Raw genomic sequence first — 19,542 nt, 5'->3', positions numbered from 1 at the left:
TCAGGCAAACATCGGCAGCATCAGGTACAGCTTAATCACCAGCGCGTTGACGATATCAATAAAGAACGCCCCGACCATCGGGACCACCAGAAACGCCATGTGCGAAGGCCCGAAGCGTTCGGTGATCGCCTGCATGTTGGCGATAGCCGTTGGGGTGGCCCCCAGACCAAACCCGCAGTGACCCGCCGCCAGCACCGCCGCATCATAGTTTTTGCCCATCATCCGCCAGGTGACAAACATGGCGTACAGCGCCATAAACAGGGTTTGCACCGCCAGAATCGCCACCATTGGCAGCGCCAGCGAGGCCAGCTCCCACAGCTTGAGGCTCATTAGCGCCATCGCCAGGAACAGCGACAGGCAGACGTTGCCGAGCACTGACACCGCCCGTTCAAACACGCGGTAGAAGCCCATTAGCGCCAGACCGTTGCTCAGGATCACCCCGATAAACAGCACGCAGACAAACGTTGGCAGCTCAAACGCTGAGCCCGCCAGCCATTGCGCAACCACTTTGCCCACGGTCAGGCAGATGGCGATCATCGCGATGGTTTCAATCAGCACCAGCGAGGTAATACTGCGCCCGACGTCCGGCTTTTCGAATGCTGTCGGCACCAGCTCATCGTCCGGCCTGCCGTCCGGCGTGGTGGAGTGCTTCACCAGATAGCGAGCCACCGGGCCGCCAATCAGGCCACCCAGCACCAGACCAAAGGTCGCGCAGGCCATCGCCACTTCCGTCGCGTTTTCAAACCCGTAGCGCTCGATAAACAACTTGCTCCACGCGGCCCCGGTACCGTGGCCGCCTGACAGGGTAATCGACCCTGCCAGCAGCCCCATCAGCGGATCCAGTCCCAGCAGCGACGCCATCCCGATACCAATGGCGTTTTGCATCAGCAGCAGCCCCACCACCACAATCAAAAATACACCGAGCACCTTACCGCCCGCCCGCAGGCTCGCCAGGTTGGCGTTCAGGCCGATGGTGGCAAAGAAGGCCAGCATCAGCGGGTCTTTCAGGGACATATCAAAATCGATTTCCCAGCCCAGGCTTTTTTTCAGCACCAGCAGGGCCAGCGCCACCAGCAGACCACCGGCGACAGGCTCAGGAATAGTGTATTTCTTCAGAAGGGAAACGCTATGTACCAGCTTACGACCAAGCAGTAAAACCAGCGTTGCGGCAACGAGTGTCGACAGCGTATCGAGATGAATCATAGAAGGCTCCTTTTTTGCGCGTGTTCCCTACACACGCGGCGTTATCCTGGGCCGGTTTGCGCTCTTCATGAGCCCCCGGCGCAAAAAGTGTAATTTTTTTTCCCGATGCGTTGTAGAAAACCTGCTCACAGCGGCAGATTTTCTTGCCTTTTTTTGCTGGCAATCGTTTGCTTTTACCAGGTGGTCAGATAAAATGCCCGCTTTTCCACCGTGGGATTGCCGCCGATGTCCGTTAACACCATAGAGTCGCCTGATGCGCAACCGATTGCGCAGAAGCAAAATAGCGAACTGATTTACCGCCTTGAAGATCGCCCGCCGCTGCCGCAGACGCTTTTCGCCGCCTGCCAGCATCTTCTGGCGATGTTTGTTGCGGTGATCACCCCGGCGCTGCTGATTTGCCAGGCGCTCGGCTTACCGGCGCAGGACACGCAGCACATTATCAGCATGTCTCTCTTCGCCTCCGGCGTGGCCTCGATTATTCAAATTAAAGCGTGGGGTCCGGTGGGGTCGGGATTATTGTCGATTCAGGGCACCAGCTTTAACTTCGTGGCGCCCCTGATCATGGGCGGTACGGCCCTGAAAACCGGCGGCGCGGATGTCCCGACCATGATGGCGGCGCTGTTCGGCACGCTGATGCTGGCCAGCTGTACGGAGATGGTGATCTCCCGCGTTCTGCATCTGGCTCGCCGCGTTATCACCCCGCTGGTTTCCGGCGTCGTCGTGATGATTATCGGCCTGTCGCTGATTCAGGTGGGCCTTACCTCCATCGGTGGCGGCTATGCCGCGATGAGCGACCACACCTTCGGCGCGCCGAAAAACCTGCTGCTGGCAGGCGTCGTGCTGGCCATCATTATTCTGCTTAACCGTCAGCGTAACCCTTACCTGCGCGTCGCCTCGCTGGTGATCGCTATGGCGGCGGGTTACCTGCTGGCCTGGGCGCTGGGTATGCTGCCGGAAAACACCGCGCCGACCAACAGCGCGCTGATCACCGTCCCCACGCCGCTGTACTACGGTCTGGGCATTGACTGGGGCCTGCTCCTGCCGCTGATGCTGGTCTTTATGATCACCTCTCTGGAGACCATCGGCGACATCACCGCCACCTCCGACGTCTCCGAGCAGCCCGTTTCCGGCCCGCTGTACATGAAGCGCCTGAAAGGCGGCGTGCTGGCGAACGGCCTCAACTCGTTTGTCTCTGCGGTCTTCAACACCTTCCCGAACTCTTGCTTCGGTCAGAACAACGGCGTGATCCAACTGACCGGCGTGGCCAGCCGCTACGTTGGCTTCGTGGTGGCGCTGATGCTGATCGTCCTCGGCCTGTTCCCGGCGGTGAGCGGCTTTGTACAGCACATTCCGGAGCCGGTGCTGGGCGGCGCAACGCTGGTGATGTTCGGGACGATCGCGGCCTCCGGCGTGCGTATCGTCTCCCGCGAGCCGCTGAACCGCCGCGCAATCATGATTATTGCGCTTTCGCTGGCCGTCGGTCTGGGCGTTTCTCAGCAGCCGCTGATCCTGCAGTTTGCCCCGGACTGGGTGAAAAACCTGCTCTCTTCCGGCATTGCCGCAGGCGGTATCACCGCTATCGTGCTGAACCTCGTTTTCCCGCCTGAGAAAAACTGATTTCTCTCACGGCAGGCAGTCAATGCCTGCCGTGACATCTAATTACACCATTCCCGCCTTGAGGATTGCGCATAAATCGTGCATAACTCCCTTATGTGCGTTTTGCGGGATGGAAGACCATGAAATTTATTGGAAAGCTACTCGTCTATCTTCTGGTAGCCCTGCTCATTGTGATGCTGGCGCTCTATATTCTGCTCCAGACCCGCTGGGGTGCGGCTCAGGTCAGCAGCTGGGTAACGGTGAATACCGACTACGAACTCAGTTTCGACAAGATGAATCACCGCTTTTCGTCGCCTTCCCACCTCATTCTGGAAAACGTTACCTTCGGTCGGGACGGAAAACCCGCCACCCTGGTAGCCAAAAAAGTGGATATCGGCCTGAGTAGCCGCCAGATAACCGATCCGCTGCACGTGGACACCATCACCCTGTTCGACGGCACGCTTAATCTCTCCCCGCAGACCGCGCCGCTGCCTTTCCAGGCCGATCGTCTGCAGTTGAACAACATGGCGTTCAACAGCCCGAATACCGAATGGGATCTGAGCGCGCAGAAGGTGACGGGCGGCGTCAGCCCATGGCAGCCGGAAGCGGGCAACGTGCTGGGTAATCACGCGCAGATCCAGATGAGCGCAGGCTCGCTGACTCTGAACGGCGTACCGGCCACCAACGTGCTGATCGAGGGCCAGCTTAACGGCAAGGAGGTGGTGCTGAACACGATTGGTGCCGATATGGCCCGCGGCTCACTCACCGGCTCCGCCCTGCGCAACGCCGACGGGAGCTGGATTATCGACACCATGCGCCTGAACGAAATCCGCCTGCAGAGCGATAAAACGCTGACCGCGTTCTTCGCGCCGCTGGCCACTATCCCCTCTCTGCAGATTGGTCGTCTGGATGTGACCGACGCCCGGCTTCAGGGCCCGGACTGGGCGGTGACCGATCTCGATTTAAGCCTGCGCAACCTGACGCTAAGCAAAGGCGACTGGCAGAGCCAGGAGGGCCGTCTGTCGATGAACGCCAGCGAGTTTATCTACGGCTCGCTGCATCTGTTTGACCCGATCCTGAATGCGGAGTTTTCCCCGCAGGGCATGGCGCTGCGTCAGTTCACCTCCCGCTGGGAAGGCGGCATGGTGCGCACCTCCGGCAACTGGCTGCGCGACGGCAAAGCGCTGGTGCTGGACGATGTCGCCATCGCCGGGCTGGAGTACACCCTGCCGCAGAACTGGAAAACGCTGTGGATGGCGCCTCTACCGGAATGGCTGAACAGCGTCACGCTGCAAAAATTCGGCCTGAGCCGCAACCTGGTGATCGACATCGATCCTGCCTTCCCGTGGCAGATCACTTCTCTGGATGGCTATGGCGCAAACCTGCAGCTGGTGAAAGATCGCCAGTGGGGCGTCTGGGGCGGCAACGCGACCCTGAACGGCGCGGCGGCGACCTTTAACCGCGTCGACGTACGTCGTCCGTCGCTGGCGCTGAATGCCAATGCCGCCACGGTGAATATTACCGACCTCAGCGCGTTTACCGAAAAAGGCATTCTGGAAGCGACGGCGACCGTTTCACAACTCCCGCAGCGGCAGACCGCAGTGAGCCTGAACGGGCGCGGCGTACCGCTCAATGTGCTGCAACAGTGGGGCTGGCCTGCGCTGCCGATTGCAGGCGACGGCAATATTCAGCTCACCGCCAGCGGCAGCGTGCAGGCCAGTGCGCCGCTGAAGCCAACGGTGAATGGGAAGCTGAGCGCGGTGAATATGGATAAGCAGCAGGTAGAGCAGACGATGACGGGCGGCGTGGTGTCGGCGGTGGCGCCGGCACAGTAAAAAGCCGGGTGGCGGTTTCGCCTTACCCGGCCTACGAGGTTTTGGTTCCCTCTCCCTGTGGGAGAGGGTCAGGGTGAGGGCATCAGAGCGCATAATTACCGTAGGCCCGGTAAGCGAAGCGCCACCGGGCATTTTCCACCTCAGAGCTGAACCACCACCTCATTCCCTTCGGCTTTCACCACCACGCCCCATTCGCTGCCCGCCTGCGAACCGCCCTTCACGCCGCTCACCGTCTGCACGTTGCGCAAACACACCGACCAGTTTTGCGCGTCTCCCGTGCCGGTAAAGGTCACGATGTCGCCCTGACGCGATGCCTTCAGCGTAAACGCCACCGCGCCGTTCGCAGAAGGCACTTCGCTCACTGCCGTTGCGCCATCATCCAGGTTAAACAGCTGGAAGGCCGTCCCCTCGTGCCATGCGTAGTCGGGCTTCTGGTTATTATTGCCCAGCGCCAGCAGCGTGTTGTCGCGCACGTAGACCGGCAGGCTCATGAAATCGTGCTGCTGCTTATGCCAGCGGCTGCCCTGGATTTCGTCGTTGTGCCACAGGTGCGTCCAGCGGCCTTCCGGCAGGTAGAACTGCACGTCCCCCGCCTCGGAGAACACCGGAGCGACCATCAGGGCATCCCCCAGCATGTACTGACGGTCGAGGTAATCGCACGCCGGATCGTCCGGGAACTCCAGCATCATCGCCCGCAGCATCGGCGTGCCGAACTCGCGCGCCAGCGTCGCCTGACGGTACAGATACGGCATCAGCTTGCACTTGAGTTGCGTGAAGTGGCGCACCACGTCGCAGGACTCGTCATCGTACGCCCACGGCACGCGGTAGGATTTGCTGCCGTGCAGGCGGCTGTGGCTGGAGAACAGCCCGAACGCGCACCAGCGCTTGTAGACGTGCGCCGGGGCGGTGTTTTCGAACCCGCCGATATCGTGGCTCCAGAAACCGAAGCCGGACAGGCCAATCGACAGCCCGCCGCGCAGGCTTTCCGCCATTGATTCGTAGTTGGCGTAGCAGTCGCCGCCCCAGTGCACCGGGAACTGCTGCGCACCCACTGACGCCGAGCGAGCAAACAGCACCGCCTCTTCTTCCCCCACCGTCTCTTTCAGCACGTTCCACACCAGCTCGTTATAGATGTAGGCGTAGTGGTTGTGCATTTTCTGCGGATCGGACCCGTCGAACCACTGCACGTCCGTCGGTATACGCTCGCCGAAGTCGGTTTTGAAGCAGTCGACGCCAATGTCCACAAGGCCTTTCAGCTTGTCGGCATACCACCGGCACGCGTCCGGGTTGGTGAAGTCGTAAATCGCCAGCCCCGGCTGCCATTTGTCCCACTGCCACAGGGAGCCGTCAGGGCGCTTGAGTAGGTAGCCCTTCGCTTTCAGCTCCTGGAAGATCGGCGACTTCTGGCCAATGTACGGGTTAATCCACACGCAGACCTTCAGCCCTTTCTCCTTCAGGCGGCGGATCATTCCTTCAGGGTCCGGGAAGGTCACCGGATCCCATTCGAAGTCACACCACTGGAAGGCCTTCATCCAGAAGCAGTCGAAGTGGAAGACGTGCAGCGGCAGGTCGCGCTCGGCCATACCGTCGATAAAGCTGTTCACCGTCGCTTCGTCGTAGTTGGTAGTGAACGAGGTGGTGAGCCACAGGCCGAACGACCAGGCAGGCGGCAGCGCCGGACGCCCGGTGAACTGCGTATAGCGGTTCAGCACCTCTTTCGGCGTCGGGCCGTCGATCACGAAGTACTCGAGATATTCGCCTTCAACGCTGAACTGTACCTTAGAGACTTTCTCAGATCCCACTTCGAACGAGACATTTTCCGGGTGATTCACCAGCACGCCGTAGCCGCGGTTGGTCAGGTAGAACGGGATATTTTTATAGGACTGCTCAGTGCTGGTGCCGCCGTCGCGGTTCCAGGTCTCGACCATCTGGCCGTTGCGCACCAGCGCGGTGAAGCGCTCGCCCAGACCATAGACCGTTTCCCCCACGCCCAGATCCAGACGCTCAAAAACGTAATTGCGGTGGGTATTGCTGTCCTGCACGTAGCCGTTATTTTTCAACTGGCTGCCGGTAATACGCTGGCCGTTGCGCAGGAAGTCCAGCGCCCAGAACTCGCCTTTGGTGACGCGCACGCTGACGCTGCCGCTTTTCAGCTCAGCAAATTCGGCGTTGTTTTCGATCTCAACCTTCACGTCTTTCAGGACGTTCAGCGGATAATGTGGACCGTTGTTCAGGGCGCCCTGAAAGTGCTCGATGCGCACCCCGACAATCCCTTCCTGTGGAGCAAACAGGCGCACCGTGAACATCAACGTGTCGAGTTGCCAGGTGCGTTCGCGCACGTCGCGCGGCGCCACATACACCACCAGGTCATTACCCTGCTGCTCCACGTCGAACACCTGAACCGGATAGGTCACATTCAGGCCCGGTTGAATAAGCCAGTTTCCATCACTGATTTTCATGCTTTCGTCCTCTTAGTTCTGTAATTCTTTGCTGACCGGCAGGGTTTCAAATTCCTGCTGATTACGGCGCGCGCCCTGTGCCAGCTCGCCCAGGATTTTGGTCAGGAAGGGGGTTTTCAGCGTGTAGTAGCGTTTGGCGATGATGGCGCTCAGCACATAGCAGACCGCCGGGGCCAGGGTAAACAGGCCGATAATGATGCTGATGGTCGCGCTGTTCTGGGTTTTGGCCGCCGCGTCGTAGCCGCCGCCTGCCAGCATCCAGCCGATCATCGCCCCACCCAGCGCCAGACCCAGCTTCAGCACGAACAGCGTGCCTGCAAAGCTGATGCCGGTCAGGCGCTTGCCGTTGGTCCATTCACCGTAGTCGACGGTATCGGACATCATGACCCACTGGATCGGCGTCACCAGCTGGTGCAGCACACCAATGACGAAGATAAAGGCGAACATCACCACGGTGGCATGCATCGGGACGAAGAACATCGCCACGCTGACCACCGCCAGCGCGGCGTTGGTCCACCAGAAGATGCTGACCTTGCACTTCCAGTCGGTGAGCGGTTTCGCCAGCGCGGAGCCAATCAGGTTGCCGACGCAGTAGGTGGTGAGGAACGCGACGAACACTTCCGGCGAGCCCATGATCCAGGTGCAGTAGTACATCATCGCGCCGCCGCGCACGCAGACGGCAAGGATGTTGAGGATGGTCAGCACGCCCACGATGCGCCACTGGTCGTTTTGCCAGATATCGCGCAGGTCTTCGCGCATGGAGGTGGTGCTCGGCGGCACCTGGATGCGCTCTTTGGTGGTGAAGAAGCAGAACGCCAGCATCAGGAACGCAACAACCGACAGCACGGCGATGCCGCCCTGGAAGCCGAACGCCTTATCGTCGCCACCAATCAGCTTCACCAGCGGCATCATCAGCACCGTGGAGAGCATGCCGCCCGCCGTCGCCAGCACAAAGCGCCAGGACTGAAGGGAGATACGCTGCGTCGGGTCACTGGTGATCACGCCGCCCAGCGCGCAGTAAGGAATATTGACCACGGTATAGAGCAGGGTCAGCAGCGTGTAGGTCACGGCGGCATAAACCATTTTACCGTTGAGGCTGAGGTCCGGCGTGGTGTAGGCCAGCACGCAGACGATGCCGAACGGGATCGCGCCGAACAAAATCCACGGTCGGAACTTGCCCCAACGGCTGCGGGTACGGTCGGCAATCAGCCCCATGCACGGGTCGGAGATCGCATCCAGCGCACGCGCCAGCAGGAACATGGTGCCGACAAACCCGGCGGGAATGCCGAAAATATCGGTATAGAAAAACATCATGTACAACATGACGTTATCAAAAATGATGTGGCTGGCGGCGTCTCCCATGCCGTAGCCAATCTTCTCTTTTACTGACAATACTTCGCTCATCTTTTTTTATCCTTCACGCTATTGGGGGCGCTGAGACCGGTTACAGTGTTTTTAAACCATTGTTTCTTGAGCGGGTATTGCGTTTTCTGGTTAGCAGATTACGTTTCTTGTTTTTTGTGATCGCGGTAAATATTGGGGAGCACAAAGGGCTAACATGAGGATTTTCTTAGGAATTAACTGAAACAGGGGGGTACAGGTCAAAAGAGAGGTGAAAAAAGTGGTGTGGGGTATGTGGTAAATGCCTGAAAGTAGCTATAATGCGCCCCGCCTCCATGTAGCAATGCAGGCGCGGAAGATCGTCATCTCCGGTGAGGTGGCTGGACTTCAAATCCAGTTGGGGACGCCAGCGTTCCCGGGCAGGTTCGACTCCTGTGATCTTCCGCCAAAAATTCATTTCTTTTTATACAAAGCTTCGAGTGCTGCTAATAAGTCTCTTAATCCAGTATTGAAATCTTTTCTAAAATCCGCATATTTTTTTGTTTTTAATAACTCAGGTATTTTGCAATCTTTCAAAAGTAAAGGAAGTACATGAATACGATCATGCTCAATCTCATTCCAATACTTACTTTGCCATTCTCTCTCAACCCATTTTGAAGAAATAGCATTTTCAGAAAGGATAACAATTACAAAATCAGCTTCCTCTAATCCGTTAGAAACTCGTTCAGGTATACTTTCACCAACTTTAATATCCCATTCATCCAACCATGGGATATATCCATTTGCTTCAAGATCCATACATAACATTTTTGCAAATGGTTTATCCAATGACGAATGAGAGATAAAGACTTTAGCTCCACTTGGTTTACTCATGTAGCGCTGCTCCACAATTTTTTCTAGAAGAGTAGTTTCAACGTAATGTAACTCTGAAAAATAACTGCTTAATTTTTTATATGGAATTCTGTTTTTAACATTAAAAGGTGAGCATAACTCTGTAAGTTCATTTTTCCTTTTCATTAGATCATGCATTGAAGGGTAGTCTAAATCATCATAAGGGATAGCGTAGTGCTCTGTAGCTAACAAAAAATTACCAAAATAGACAATAGCAACTGGAGTAATATTCTCGTTGTTTTCCAGACTATCATTTTCATCCCATTCAAAATCATCTGGAAAAATCAAATCATCATCATCGTAATAACCAATACGCCCTTTAAATTTCCCAGAGACTACTTTAACGGCACCATATCGATCCATTTCTTTAGGCATAGCTGAATCCTATACTCTCAATATGAACCCTTAGGTTCAATTTTCCTTAATCGCAAAGCCTCCCTCGCCATTTCCTTCAATCAATTGGCGAGACTCATCCCTTCCTCAGCCGCCACAGCATCCAACTGCTCCTTCAATGCCGGATCAATGCGCATCTTAAACTGCGGAGACTGCCCGTCGCCTTTTGTTTTTTTCGCGCGATATAATTGACATAAGGTCACCTAAACCTCCTGTATTAGCAACGCCCCAATGTGCGGGAACACAACCGGAGCGTCAAACCTCAGCAACTATCAAGAAGTTGATTATGGCTGATTCACATTCTACCCCAGACACCGACCAATCCGGAACCGAGCGTTCGTTAATTGTGGGATACCGCCCGAATGTTTTCGACAAATCCACGCCGAAAATCATCCTGTGCGGCAAGTGGCTACGCGCTGCAGGTTTTGATACCGGACAGCAGGTCACGGTAAAGGTCATGAAAGGATGCATCGTTCTGGTGGCGTATAACGAGCAAGAGCAGCGGTTGCAGGACGATTATAAACGGACGAAGGCAAAGCTCATTGAGATAGAGGACGCGCTTGCGGCGATTCAAACTCCGCGTCCTGGAAAGCGGCTCGCAAACGTGAGTACAAACCACCGAGCTTAACGTTGAGAATATGGAGGCGGCATTACTGATAATGATGTCATCCATTATCCGGCAGGAGAAAATGATTAATATTCTACTATCCGGAAATCCCGGATAGTTCGCCTGAAGGGAAACATCAGGTTTCCAGAAAGATAGTTAACCATAACGGGTACCGCTCTCCTGAGGCGCCCAGTTCCACCAGGAACCCTCAAACGCCCCAGTAATACCAGATCAAAAAATTCGTCACGAACGAACGCCAGCCTCACTCTCCAGCATGAATGTAAAAACGCTGGAAAGCGCCTCGCAATTTCTTAATTGCACGATCCGTTTGAAATCCCCTCTTTGTCATACTCCTGCCACTAACAGCCTGGCTGTCGATGACTGCCATTGCATTTATTAACTACAGCTTATATTCTTTTTATAAGCTACAGCTTATCATGGACGAAAGCATGTGGACGGTTCGGTTCGGAAAGGTATTCGAGCAGTGGTTGTTTGAACAAGAAGAAGGATTACAGGATAAGGTACTGGCAGACCTGCTAAATCTGCAACACTATGGGCCACGTCTTCCTCGTCCCTATGCAGATACGGTTAAAGGCTCACGGTATAAGCATATGAAAGAATTACGTATTCAATATGCTGGTCGTCCTGTTCGTGCTTTCTTCGCATTTGATCCTGTACGTCAGGCCATTGTGCTTTGCGCGGGCGATAAGAGTAACGACAAAACCTTTTATGAAAAAATGATTCGCATCGCAGATGCCGAATTTTCCCTTCATCTGACAAGCCAAGAGGCAGCCAAGTGAAAACCTTAAATGAAGTGATTGCGTCACGTTCATCGGAAAGCCAACAACGTATTAAAGAGATGGCAGAGGAAATGATCCTCGAAACGGGTCTGCAACTTTTGCGCGAAGAGCTCAGGCTTTCGCAAAAAAAAGTTGCTGACCTGATGGGGGTTAGCCAGCCCGCAGTAACTCAGATAGAGCAACGTGGAAATGAACTAAAAATTGCCACGCTTAAGCGTTACATCGAGGCAATGGGTGGGAAACTTTGTATCGACGTTGAACTTCCCACAGGAAAACGCGTTGCATTTCATATCTAACAAGTGTGATTCCTGCGTTAAGTGAATATTCACTTAGCCAACCGCATATGCAGCAACGGAAACGGATTCCCCTGCCCGTCCTGTTCCGAGCGCCCGACCTGCTCAAACCCCATATGGCGATAAAATTCAACGCCCTGCGGGTTCTGCTCATTCACGTCCACTTCGTTCGCGCCGAACGCTGCGATGGCGTGTTGCAGCAGCAATTTCCCGACGCCCTTCCCCCGGCTCGCATCATCAACAAACAGCATTTCAATGCGGTTTTCATCCACGCCTAAAAAGCCGTGAATAACGCCTGCGTCATCCTGGGCCATCACGACGGTGAGGTTAGGCAAATACGCGTTAAGCAATAACGGGCGCAGCGCCGCGATATCGCTTTCCTGTAAAAAGTGGTGGGTGGCTCGGACGGAGGATTCCCAGATCGCGACCAGACGTTCGAAGTGTGTGGGGAGTGCGGTTTCAATTTTCATGGGGGGATCATGTGCGGTTTAGGACGTTAATTCAAGTCACTCCTTGCGCTCTGTTCCCCCTCACCCTAGCCCTCTCCCTCAGGGAGAGGGAACTGACCGTGCGGTTTTTCATCCCCTACCCTAATCTCCATCACCGCATACACCCCGTCCTTCGGCACCACCACGGTGACGTTTTCCACCGGCACGCCCGCCGCGAGGTGGATGTCCTGCAGCTGCTGCAGCGTCCTTGGGTGAATATCCTCCCAGCCGATACCGCGCAGCACAAAGTCAATGTGCGGGCTGCTGGTCAGCATGTTCGACACAATCACCGCGCCGCCGGGCTTGACCAGACGTAGCGCGCGCTGAAGGAAAATCACCGCATCGGTATCGCTGAAGTATTCGAAAATCCCCAGCGCGTCGACCAGTTCGGCCTGATGCTCGCCCAGCTCCAGCAGCAGATCCTCGTTACGCACCAGCGTATGGAGCAGGTTGCGCCTGAGCAGCGTAAGCTGTTCACCCACCACAATGCCTTCCTGCGCCGCCATGGTTTCCGCCCAGCTCAGCGCTACGGGGTCTTTGTCCACCAGCGTGAGATAGACCTGCTGGCCATCAAGCTTTGCTTCACGTAGCGCCTCCAGCACGGGGATAGCAGCGCCGCTCGCGAGGCTGACCCAGTTGTTCTCGCTCTCATTGTGAATGTACTTATCCACCAGCGTGGCCAGCACCCGGGCGCGGGAACGCACGCCGATGGCATCATTTGCGTGGATAAACCACTGGCGGCTGTCGCTGTCCATTTTTGTTCCGTCGGGCAGGCGGTCTTCCAGCGGGTTTTGCACCACAAACAGCGCCAGCGCGGAGGGGACCAGCCGGGTGCGCCACGCGGTGAGGGCCGGGCGGTTACGGAAGGCCTGTTCGGAATAGCGGTTCTGGGTGACAAGCACGGCCTGCCCGCCCTCGTCGTATTCCACCCGCGGCGGACGGAGCGCTGGCTCGGCTTTCAGGGCGCGGTCAAGGGAGGCGATCTCACGGGCAGCATCGTCTTTCATCGGCCACTGGTCGCTGACGTCGGGAAATGACGCGCTGAAAATCGTCATATTTTCCGGCGCATCGCCGCGAAAAGGCTGCCAGTTCATGTCGTCTTCTCCCCGTTAGGCTTTTAACGGAAGTCTATCCAGGCCAGCCAGTAATGCCCCAGGAAGAAAGCACGATTTTTATTGCTTCACCCACACCAGTTGGTCAACCCGGAAGCCCAGACTGCGCGCGGTATTCAGGTAATCCTGCTTCACCGCATCCGGGATGGTCGGCGTGCGCGACAGGATCCACAGGTAATCGCGGTTCGGGCCGCTGACCAGCGCGTACTGGTACTTGTCATCCAGTCTGATCACGTTATAGCCGCCGTAGAACGGGCCGAAGAAGGAGACCTTCAGCGCAGCGGTGGTCGGCTCGCCGGTGAAGTACGCTTTCCCCTCGCTCTCGTTCCACTTGTTCTTCACCGGATCGTAGCCCCGGTTGAGCACGCTAATACCGCCGTCGCTGCGCTTGCCGTAGGTCGCCGTCACCTGCTCCAGGCCGCGTTCGAAGCGGTTTTCCAGACGGGCGACTTCGTACCATTTGCCGAGATAGCGGCTGGCTTCGAAGTTGGTAATAGGCTGCACGCCTTTCGGCGGCGTGGGGGATTTACAGGCGACCAGCGTCAAAGCAATCGCAACACCGGTCACAACAGGCCATAGCTTCATGAGAATTCCTTTCATTTGCACGGTTGGATGTTAAGTGTAGTGCACCGTTTCGGCGCTTCATCCCGTTCGGGAAAATTCGTAGTATATTGAGAGTATTCCTCCACTCTGGACACGGACATGGCTTACTCCATCGGCGAATTCGCCAGACTCAGCGGCATCACCGCCACCACCCTGCGGGCATGGCAGCGTCGCTATGGTTTACTCAAGCCACAGCGCACGGAAGGCGGCCATCGCCAGTACAGCGATGAGGACGTCCAGCAGGCGCTCAAAATCCTCGACTGGGTAAAAAAAGGCGTCCCGATCGGCCAGGTCAAGCCGCTGCTGGAACGCCCGACGCCGGGCCGGACTAACAACTGGCAAACCCTGCAGCAGAACATGCTGCAACGCCTGCAGGACGGCAAAGTCGAGTCCCTGCGCCAGATGATTTACGACGCCGGACGCGAGTACCCAAGACCCGAGCTGGTCGCGAACGTGCTGCGCCCGCTGCGCAGTCAGGTTTCGGCCAACGTGGCCGCCGCCATGACCCTGCGCGCAATCCTCGACGGCATCATCATCGCCTACACCTCGTTTTGTCTCGAGGGTGATAAAAAAGCGCCGGGCGATAATATTCTGCTCAGCGGCTGGCACCTGAACGACGCCTGCGAGATCTGGCTCGAAGCCTTAACGCGCACCGGGCAGGGACACCGAATCGATATTCTGCCCTCGCCTCCGGCCGCGCTGGCCCCGGAAATTCTCCCGGAGCGCAAATGGCTTCTGGTCACCAGCGGCAAGCTCACCGCGGCGCGGAAAAAGCAGGTGGAGCAGTGGCAGCAGCAGGTATCGCTTGAAGTGATTATCCTCTGATCATTTTCTCCTGCGGGAATCTTCACGAAAAGTTGAATATTTTCCCGCGCCGCAGATGCTAACGTTTTCCTGTCACGAATAACTCCACAGGAAAACACCATGAAAAAAACTGCCCCTCTGCTGATGCTGGCCGCGATGGCCTTTACCCCTGCCGCCTTTAGCGCCGCTCCTGCTGGCACCCTGAGCGTACACATCCTCGACCAGCAAACCGGCACGCCTCCACCGGGCGTCACCGTCACGCTGGAAAAGCAGCAGCAGGACAAATGGACCCCGATCGCCAGCGGTAAAACTGACCAGGATGGACGCATCAAATCGCTCTATCCGCAGGACCAGGACATGCAGCCTGGCGTGTATAAAGTGACCTTCAAAACCGCAGAGTACTTCCACGGCAAAAAGCTCGACTCCTTCTTCCCGGAGATCCCGGTGCTGTTTACCGTGACACGCACCAACGAGAAACTGCACATCCCGCTTCTGCTGAGTCAGTACGGTTACTCGACCTATAAGGGCAGCTAAGACGCATTGATTCTAAAGGAATAAAAAAAATAGTTCCGCTAATACTTGGACAAATTAGTCATGTTGTGTAAGTTTTAATTATATGAACGGGAGGACGACACCATGACGACGAAACCAGTGCTGGGTATTAGCGGATGTTTGACCGGATCCGCCGTTCGCTTTGACGGCGGACACAAGCGTATGGGCTTCGTCATGGATGAGCTGGCCCAGTGGGTGAATTTCAGACCCGTCTGCCCGGAAATGGCCATCGGCCTGCCGACCCCTCGCCCGGCGCTGCGTCTGATCGTGACGGAACACGGTGAAACGCAGATGCGTTTTAGCCATGCGCCTCACGAAGACGTTACGCAGAAAATGGCGGACTTTACGGCAGATTTTTTGCCGAAAATCGGCGATCTCGCTGGTTTTATCGTCTGCGCTAAATCCCCAAGCTGCGGCATGGAACGCGTGCGTCTGTATGATGAAAACGGCAACCGGGGCCGCAAGGAGGGGGTCGGGCTGTTCACCGCCGCCCTCCTTGAAACCTGGCCGTGGCTGCCCGTGGAAGAGGATGGACGTCTGCACGACCCGGTGCTGCGGGAAAACTTTGTCGAACGTGTTTTTGCCCTGCACGAACTGAACACGCTGCGTAAAAATGGCCTCACGCGCCGCGCGCTGCTGGACTTCCACAGCCGTTACAAACTCCAGCTGCTGGCGCACCATCAGGCGGGTTACCGTGAAATCGGCCCGTTCGTTGCCTCACTGCACGAGTGGGAAGACCTGGACGCTTTCTTCGTGGCATACCGGGAAAAGCTGATGACCATCCTGAAAAAACCCGCTTCGCGTAAGAATCACACCAACGTGCTGATGCATATTCAGGGCTATTTTCGTAACCAGCTGAACACCCGCCAGCGCGGCGAGCTGCGCGACGTGATCCTGCATTATCGCAACGGACAGTTGCCTATCCTCGCCCCGATCACGCTGCTGAAGCACTACCTGGCCGAATACCCCGACCGGTATCTGATGACGCAAAACTACTTTGATCCCTATCCTGATGATTTGGGTCTGCGTCTGGCAGTCAAGTGATCATAAAAATGCGAAGGCCCCATTGACCCGTAGAGGCCCAAAGCAGTACCCCGTTTAGACGACATCCTCACTGTCGTCTCTTTTTTGCATTTCATCTCAAAGACTGTGATTATATACAGGCTTATTCTGCGAAAGGGGGCCTGCCTGTGATCAATACCCTGCACATTCAAAACTACCGCTCCATCCGCGAGATGTCGCTGGAGCTGGAGCAGCTCAATATCGTCTTCGGGCCGAACGGGACCGGAAAATCCAATATCTACAAGGCAATACACCTGATGCACAGCGCCGCGCAGGGGCAGTTTTCCCAGGCGCTGGCGAACGAGGGCGGCATTCTGAAGGTGTTCTGGGCAGGTAAAACCCGTAGCGACCAGCTGCGGCGGATGAACCTCGCGGTGGAAACAGAGAGCTACGAATACGAGCTGCAGGTCGGGTTTGTGGAGAAGCTGCCCTATCCCTCGCAGTTTCAGCTCGACCCGGTGATCAAAGAGGAGTCCATCTGGCTGAGCGGCCAGCACCGTCGACCTTCGTCACAGCTGATGAAGCGTAAGAACCAGGCGGTGTTTCTGAACAACGTGCATCACGAGAAGGTGACCCACAGCGGCACGCTGTACGAGAACGAATCGGTATTCGGACAGCTCGGCGAACCACACCTTTACCCGGAAGTGTCGCAGATGCGCGAGTCCCTGCGTAACTGGCGATTTTATCATGAGTTTTCTGTATCAATCGGCTCGGCGATGCGCGCCCCGCAGGTCGGTTTCCGCTCCCCGGTGCTGGCCAGCGACGGCGCTAACCTGGCGGCCGCGTTTCAGACCATTGTCGAGATTGGCGACGAGCTGCTGCTGATGCGCATCCTTGACCAGGCCTTCCCCGGCTGCGTGTTTTACAGCGACAACACCGGCGGACGTTTTCGCATGATGATGCAGCGCGAGGGGCTGAGCAGACCGCTGGAACCAGCAGAGTTCTCCGACGGTACCTTGCGCTTCCTGTGCCTGGCGGTAGCGCTGTTAAGCCCCCGCCCACCGGCGTTTATCGCGTTGAACGAACCGGAAAACAGCCTGCACCCGCAGATGCTGCCCGCCCTGGCGAGCTTAATCGCCGAGGCCAGCCGCTACTCGCAGATCTGGCTCACCAGCCACTCGCCGGAGCTGGCAAAGTTGATTGAGAAGCAGCGATCGTTTTCGCTGTATCAGCTGTCGATGACGGAAGGGGAGACGCGGGTGGAGAGGCTGGGGTAGTCTCAATGGGTACGGAGGCTGTTTTTTCGCATCTCGCTTCAGTGAAGCATGCCAATAAAGAACCCCAGATACCCGGCCCTGCTTAACCATATAAAGGGGCTGGTAACGCCGGATCGCCGGATATTAATCAACTCTCTCATGGGGGCCAGACCATCATTTTTGATGATGACATTTTTTGCACAATAGCGGCAATGCATAATCAGAAATAAAATCCCGAGGATCGCAAAACCAAAATAACTTTCGCGACTTCCCCAAAAATGAGTGCTTAACTTTAAGTAAGTTAATCCCCAGATACTGACTAAGAAGACGATAAATGAACATGCTGCAATGTTCATGTCTCGCTTACTACCCAGACCAAAAAAGAGCGCATCAAAGAAAAACATCGTGGTAAGAGGTGACTGAACGCTTCTTCCCGTCACTTTACTAAAACGGACAAACACGACAGTTCCGACGAAAAATGCGAACAGCGCAATTCCTAACAGCAGATAAATCATTTGATTAGTCCTTTTTGAAGGGCCAGGATATGAGGTCGGGACTGTTAGAGCCGTTAAGTTTGGAGAGAAATGGCTCAGCAAATACTGTAAAAAACTTTCTTCAATCCTGCTTGGGGCGCTATTTTATACTAACCAACATCCACTAAGCGATTGTTTTTGCTAATCTGCGTCCTGCTTTTTCAGTTCAGACAGAAGCTGATTTATCTCGCCCTCAGCCTTCTTACTTGCGTATTTTGCAGTGAAGGTTGTGATGTCCTTATCACCCAAAAACCGATTCTCAACAACAACCAAGTCCTTTGATTTGTATTTTTTTATTTCAGTTTTCCCCTGCAAAATCTTCGCCTGCTTTTCCTGCTCTCTCAGATAGATAGCCACCTACTGTAGCACCTGCTATTACTGGTAATTGGTTTACGGTACCACACCGCTATCTAGTCCCGAGCCGAAGTGCATCGGTTGGAAATAGTGGTTGCAAAATCATACTTTCATTAAAAATGAACATTTTTGGTGACAATGCCGCGACATCATAAATATTTTCAAGCACTAATCTCAAATTAGTTCTGAATAAAGGTATATTTGCATCGTCTGCAATGACATAAACATCTTCATTTTTTAGCCTGGATTGACAGAGTAACTCATCACTGGTTTCAAAGTCTCTAAAGCTTATTTCAGACCAAGAAATGTTTCCGCTAACAAAGGGGTATCCTTCCAGAATAGCAGTTACTCTCGCATCTTCTTCTTTATCAATAATAGTGAAATCAGCACTAAGAGCTTCTCTACACTCTTCAAATAAAGTCATAAGATCTACCTGTTCAATTGTTTCAATATAGTCTTAAAGGCGTTTTCATTATCCTCAAATGGTATCACTTTCTTAACACCTTTGCTGCCCCTTGCTATAATCCCATCTATTAATATGGGTGCCTTTTACAGAATCATAATCGACTCGCCAACCGACCACCCGCTGCGAAAACTTCCGCCGTTCCATGCATAATGCGCTATTTTTACGCAGCAAGTAGATAGTCCCAAAGCAAACAGCCCGGCGATATAATCCAGAGAATTATTCTCAACAACAACTCTTTCCTATGCGGATTCTTGTCTCTACCCGCTTTTCCCTTGTACTTTCGGTGAGCGATAATTGCTTTCACCTACTATACTGTCGGTCCGGGAATATTTTTCCCTGACACGTTTTTCGTCTGCACTTACTAAGAATTTTTTGCAGATTGTGAGGTATTTTAAAAATGCTCCCGACGTTGGTGTTAGAAGCATTTCTACATTTTTAAAACTATTTTTCTGGAGTGATATAAGTATACCTACTATCAATCTTTAGACCAAGGTCATTACTTATTTTAAGTACTTGCAAGTATTCCTCTTTACTGATCGCAACATCATTATCAGCAATATGATCGCATAACGTTTCGAAAGCCAATACAATTTCTGAAAAGCCAAGATAATCAAGAGCAAAGTCAACTAACGAAGGTTCAAGACGACCTTTTAACCCTTCGCCAAAATATCTAATTTCGTCATTAATATCCATTTTACCTACGCTATTTCTTAATAGGTTTTAAAGTTGGAGGGGTAGGATTTCTTTCCGGGAACGCTGTTACAATTTTCCTCTAGCGGGTTCGTATACTACACGAACTCTTACACTATCTCGTTCTTCCCAAGCAAACCACCTCGCTGGCCTTACTGCGTTTATATACGTACCGCAAGTACTGGTCCTCGCAGGGACTCATAGGCCGCTTTCTGGGCATCGTTTAACTAACTGAGCTGGGAAAGATCATTGAGCGAGGCCACA

Annotated in this window: 21 protein-coding genes and 1 tRNA gene; 10 read left to right on the top strand and 12 right to left on the bottom strand. The window is 54.7% G+C overall.

Annotated elements, in window-relative coordinates; translation table 11 throughout:
• Window positions 1–1,203, bottom strand: a complete 1,203-nt coding sequence (gene gltS / locus V1572_RS03275) for a sodium/glutamate symporter (RefSeq protein ID WP_045907923.1) — start codon at window positions 1,201–1,203, stop codon at window positions 1–3.
• A gap of 225 nt (window positions 1,204–1,428) precedes the next feature.
• Between gltS and xanP the strand changes: the two genes are divergently transcribed.
• Window positions 1,429–2,820, top strand: coding sequence for a xanthine/proton symporter XanP (gene xanP / locus V1572_RS03270; protein WP_014881972.1), 1,392 nt, complete (start codon window positions 1,429–1,431; stop codon window positions 2,818–2,820).
• A gap of 119 nt (window positions 2,821–2,939) precedes the next feature.
• Window positions 2,940–4,634: an AsmA family protein gene (locus tag V1572_RS03265; protein WP_126534976.1), complete on the top strand. Its 1,695-nt coding sequence runs from the start codon at window positions 2,940–2,942 to the stop codon at window positions 4,632–4,634.
• 140 nt (window positions 4,635–4,774) lie between these two features.
• Here V1572_RS03265 and yicI read toward each other — a convergent pair whose 3' ends face one another.
• Together yicI and V1572_RS03255 are read right to left on the bottom strand one after the other, a co-directional pair.
• On the bottom strand, window positions 4,775–7,093 hold the full coding sequence (gene yicI / locus V1572_RS03260; protein ID WP_252077892.1) for an alpha-xylosidase: 2,319 nt from the start codon (window positions 7,091–7,093) through the stop codon (window positions 4,775–4,777).
• Between the two features lie 12 nt (window positions 7,094–7,105).
• Window positions 7,106–8,497, bottom strand: a complete 1,392-nt coding sequence (locus V1572_RS03255; protein ID WP_063622793.1) for a glycoside-pentoside-hexuronide family transporter — start codon at window positions 8,495–8,497, stop codon at window positions 7,106–7,108.
• Window positions 8,498–8,787: 290 nt separating this feature from the next.
• Between V1572_RS03255 and V1572_RS03250 the strand changes: the two genes are divergently transcribed.
• Window positions 8,788–8,882: transfer RNA gene (locus V1572_RS03250), tRNA-Sec, on the top strand.
• Between the two features lie 5 nt (window positions 8,883–8,887).
• On the opposite strand, the gene V1572_RS03245 is transcribed toward V1572_RS03250, so the two are convergent.
• Together V1572_RS03245 and V1572_RS03240 are read right to left on the bottom strand one after the other, a co-directional pair.
• Window positions 8,888–9,700 carry a toll/interleukin-1 receptor domain-containing protein gene (locus V1572_RS03245; protein WP_252077893.1) on the bottom strand — a complete coding sequence of 271 codons (813 nt, stop codon included), beginning with the start codon at window positions 9,698–9,700 and terminating at the stop codon, window positions 8,888–8,890.
• Between the two features lie 80 nt (window positions 9,701–9,780).
• A complete protein-coding gene (locus V1572_RS03240; protein WP_252077894.1) occupies window positions 9,781–9,921 on the bottom strand; it encodes a hypothetical protein in 141 nt (46 codons plus the stop codon).
• 83 nt (window positions 9,922–10,004) lie between these two features.
• Between V1572_RS03240 and V1572_RS03235 the strand changes: the two genes are divergently transcribed.
• The 3 genes from V1572_RS03235 to V1572_RS03225 all read left to right on the top strand — a co-directional run bounded on the left by V1572_RS03235 (window position 10,005) and on the right by V1572_RS03225 (window position 11,421).
• Window positions 10,005–10,346: a SymE family type I addiction module toxin gene (locus V1572_RS03235; protein ID WP_252077895.1), complete on the top strand. Its 342-nt coding sequence runs from the start codon at window positions 10,005–10,007 to the stop codon at window positions 10,344–10,346.
• A gap of 428 nt (window positions 10,347–10,774) precedes the next feature.
• A complete protein-coding gene (locus V1572_RS03230) occupies window positions 10,775–11,125 on the top strand; it encodes a type II toxin-antitoxin system RelE/ParE family toxin (RefSeq protein WP_045907956.1) in 351 nt (116 codons plus the stop codon).
• Complete coding sequence (locus V1572_RS03225) at window positions 11,122–11,421, top strand: helix-turn-helix transcriptional regulator (protein WP_252077896.1); 300 nt, start codon at window positions 11,122–11,124, stop codon at window positions 11,419–11,421. The genes V1572_RS03230 and V1572_RS03225 overlap by 4 nt, the downstream gene beginning before the upstream one ends.
• A 29-nt stretch (window positions 11,422–11,450) precedes the next feature.
• Here the strand turns inward: V1572_RS03225 and V1572_RS03220 are convergent, their stop codons facing one another.
• The 3 genes from V1572_RS03220 to V1572_RS03210 all read right to left on the bottom strand — a co-directional run bounded on the left by V1572_RS03220 (window position 11,451) and on the right by V1572_RS03210 (window position 13,603).
• Entirely contained in the window at window positions 11,451–11,888 is a 438-nt protein-coding gene (locus V1572_RS03220; RefSeq protein ID WP_252077897.1) for an acetyltransferase, read from the bottom strand.
• 65 nt (window positions 11,889–11,953) lie between these two features.
• Window positions 11,954–13,000, bottom strand: coding sequence for a class I SAM-dependent methyltransferase (locus V1572_RS03215; RefSeq protein ID WP_395299696.1), 1,047 nt, complete (start codon window positions 12,998–13,000; stop codon window positions 11,954–11,956).
• 78 nt (window positions 13,001–13,078) lie between these two features.
• Complete coding sequence (locus tag V1572_RS03210) at window positions 13,079–13,603, bottom strand: lipocalin family protein (RefSeq protein ID WP_008500115.1); 525 nt, start codon at window positions 13,601–13,603, stop codon at window positions 13,079–13,081.
• A 117-nt stretch (window positions 13,604–13,720) separates the two neighbouring features.
• Between V1572_RS03210 and V1572_RS03205 the strand changes: the two genes are divergently transcribed.
• The 4 genes from V1572_RS03205 to V1572_RS03190 all read left to right on the top strand — a co-directional run bounded on the left by V1572_RS03205 (window position 13,721) and on the right by V1572_RS03190 (window position 17,256).
• The gene (locus V1572_RS03205) at window positions 13,721–14,446 is read left to right on the top strand and encodes a MerR family transcriptional regulator (RefSeq protein WP_196365574.1); all 726 of its coding nucleotides are present in this window, start codon (window positions 13,721–13,723) and stop codon (window positions 14,444–14,446) included.
• A 99-nt stretch (window positions 14,447–14,545) separates the two neighbouring features.
• A complete protein-coding gene (gene uraH / locus V1572_RS03200) occupies window positions 14,546–14,959 on the top strand; it encodes a hydroxyisourate hydrolase (protein ID WP_045907932.1) in 414 nt (137 codons plus the stop codon).
• Between the two features lie 102 nt (window positions 14,960–15,061).
• Window positions 15,062–16,021 carry a DUF523 and DUF1722 domain-containing protein gene (locus V1572_RS03195; RefSeq protein ID WP_048030819.1) on the top strand — a complete coding sequence of 320 codons (960 nt, stop codon included), beginning with the start codon at window positions 15,062–15,064 and terminating at the stop codon, window positions 16,019–16,021.
• 146 nt (window positions 16,022–16,167) lie between these two features.
• On the top strand, window positions 16,168–17,256 hold the full coding sequence (locus tag V1572_RS03190) for an AAA family ATPase (protein ID WP_395299695.1): 1,089 nt from the start codon (window positions 16,168–16,170) through the stop codon (window positions 17,254–17,256).
• 38 nt (window positions 17,257–17,294) lie between these two features.
• On the opposite strand, the gene V1572_RS03185 is transcribed toward V1572_RS03190, so the two are convergent.
• From V1572_RS03185 to V1572_RS03170, 4 genes are all read right to left on the bottom strand, one after another.
• Window positions 17,295–17,750 (bottom strand): hypothetical protein, encoded by a 456-nt coding sequence (locus V1572_RS03185; protein ID WP_262796974.1) that lies wholly within the window; start codon window positions 17,748–17,750, stop codon window positions 17,295–17,297.
• Between the two features lie 159 nt (window positions 17,751–17,909).
• Window positions 17,910–18,125 (bottom strand): hypothetical protein, encoded by a 216-nt coding sequence (locus tag V1572_RS03180; protein WP_262796975.1) that lies wholly within the window; start codon window positions 18,123–18,125, stop codon window positions 17,910–17,912.
• Between the two features lie 49 nt (window positions 18,126–18,174).
• Window positions 18,175–18,546, bottom strand: a complete 372-nt coding sequence (locus V1572_RS03175; protein ID WP_262796976.1) for a hypothetical protein — start codon at window positions 18,544–18,546, stop codon at window positions 18,175–18,177.
• 483 nt (window positions 18,547–19,029) lie between these two features.
• The gene (locus V1572_RS03170; protein WP_262796977.1) at window positions 19,030–19,281 is read right to left on the bottom strand and encodes a MafI family immunity protein; all 252 of its coding nucleotides are present in this window, start codon (window positions 19,279–19,281) and stop codon (window positions 19,030–19,032) included.
• Window positions 19,282–19,542 lie beyond the last annotated feature (261 nt).

Origin of the sequence: Enterobacter quasiroggenkampii (assembly GCF_043972695.1) — a bacterium.
In the GTDB taxonomy this organism is placed as follows: domain Bacteria; phylum Pseudomonadota; class Gammaproteobacteria; order Enterobacterales; family Enterobacteriaceae; genus Enterobacter; species Enterobacter quasiroggenkampii.
Note: the sequence above shows the minus strand (reverse complement) of the source record. Positions and strands in the feature narration are given on the sequence as shown.

Excerpts from the sequence above, each read along its gene's own strand:
- gltS (WP_045907923.1), bottom strand. The coding sequence starts at position 1,203 with ATGATTCATCTCGATACGCTGTCGACACTCGTTGCCGCAACGCTGGTT.
- xanP (WP_014881972.1), top strand. The coding sequence starts at position 1,429 with ATGTCCGTTAACACCATAGAGTCGCCTGATGCGCAACCGATTGCGCAG.
- V1572_RS03265 (WP_126534976.1), top strand. The coding sequence starts at position 2,940 with ATGAAATTTATTGGAAAGCTACTCGTCTATCTTCTGGTAGCCCTGCTC.
- yicI (WP_252077892.1), bottom strand. The coding sequence starts at position 7,093 with ATGAAAATCAGTGATGGAAACTGGCTTATTCAACCGGGCCTGAATGTG.
- V1572_RS03255 (WP_063622793.1), bottom strand. The coding sequence starts at position 8,497 with ATGAGCGAAGTATTGTCAGTAAAAGAGAAGATTGGCTACGGCATGGGA.
- V1572_RS03245 (WP_252077893.1), bottom strand. The coding sequence starts at position 9,700 with ATGCCTAAAGAAATGGATCGATATGGTGCCGTTAAAGTAGTCTCTGGG.
- V1572_RS03235 (WP_252077895.1), top strand. The coding sequence starts at position 10,005 with ATGGCTGATTCACATTCTACCCCAGACACCGACCAATCCGGAACCGAG.
- V1572_RS03230 (WP_045907956.1), top strand. The coding sequence starts at position 10,775 with ATGTGGACGGTTCGGTTCGGAAAGGTATTCGAGCAGTGGTTGTTTGAA.
- V1572_RS03220 (WP_252077897.1), bottom strand. The coding sequence starts at position 11,888 with ATGAAAATTGAAACCGCACTCCCCACACACTTCGAACGTCTGGTCGCG.
- V1572_RS03215 (WP_395299696.1), bottom strand. The coding sequence starts at position 13,000 with ATGAACTGGCAGCCTTTTCGCGGCGATGCGCCGGAAAATATGACGATT.
- V1572_RS03210 (WP_008500115.1), bottom strand. The coding sequence starts at position 13,603 with ATGAAGCTATGGCCTGTTGTGACCGGTGTTGCGATTGCTTTGACGCTG.
- V1572_RS03205 (WP_196365574.1), top strand. The coding sequence starts at position 13,721 with ATGGCTTACTCCATCGGCGAATTCGCCAGACTCAGCGGCATCACCGCC.
- uraH (WP_045907932.1), top strand. The coding sequence starts at position 14,546 with ATGAAAAAAACTGCCCCTCTGCTGATGCTGGCCGCGATGGCCTTTACC.
- V1572_RS03195 (WP_048030819.1), top strand. The coding sequence starts at position 15,062 with ATGACGACGAAACCAGTGCTGGGTATTAGCGGATGTTTGACCGGATCC.
- V1572_RS03185 (WP_262796974.1), bottom strand. The coding sequence starts at position 17,750 with ATGATTTATCTGCTGTTAGGAATTGCGCTGTTCGCATTTTTCGTCGGA.
- V1572_RS03175 (WP_262796976.1), bottom strand. The coding sequence starts at position 18,546 with ATGACTTTATTTGAAGAGTGTAGAGAAGCTCTTAGTGCTGATTTCACT.
- V1572_RS03170 (WP_262796977.1), bottom strand. The coding sequence starts at position 19,281 with ATGGATATTAATGACGAAATTAGATATTTTGGCGAAGGGTTAAAAGGT.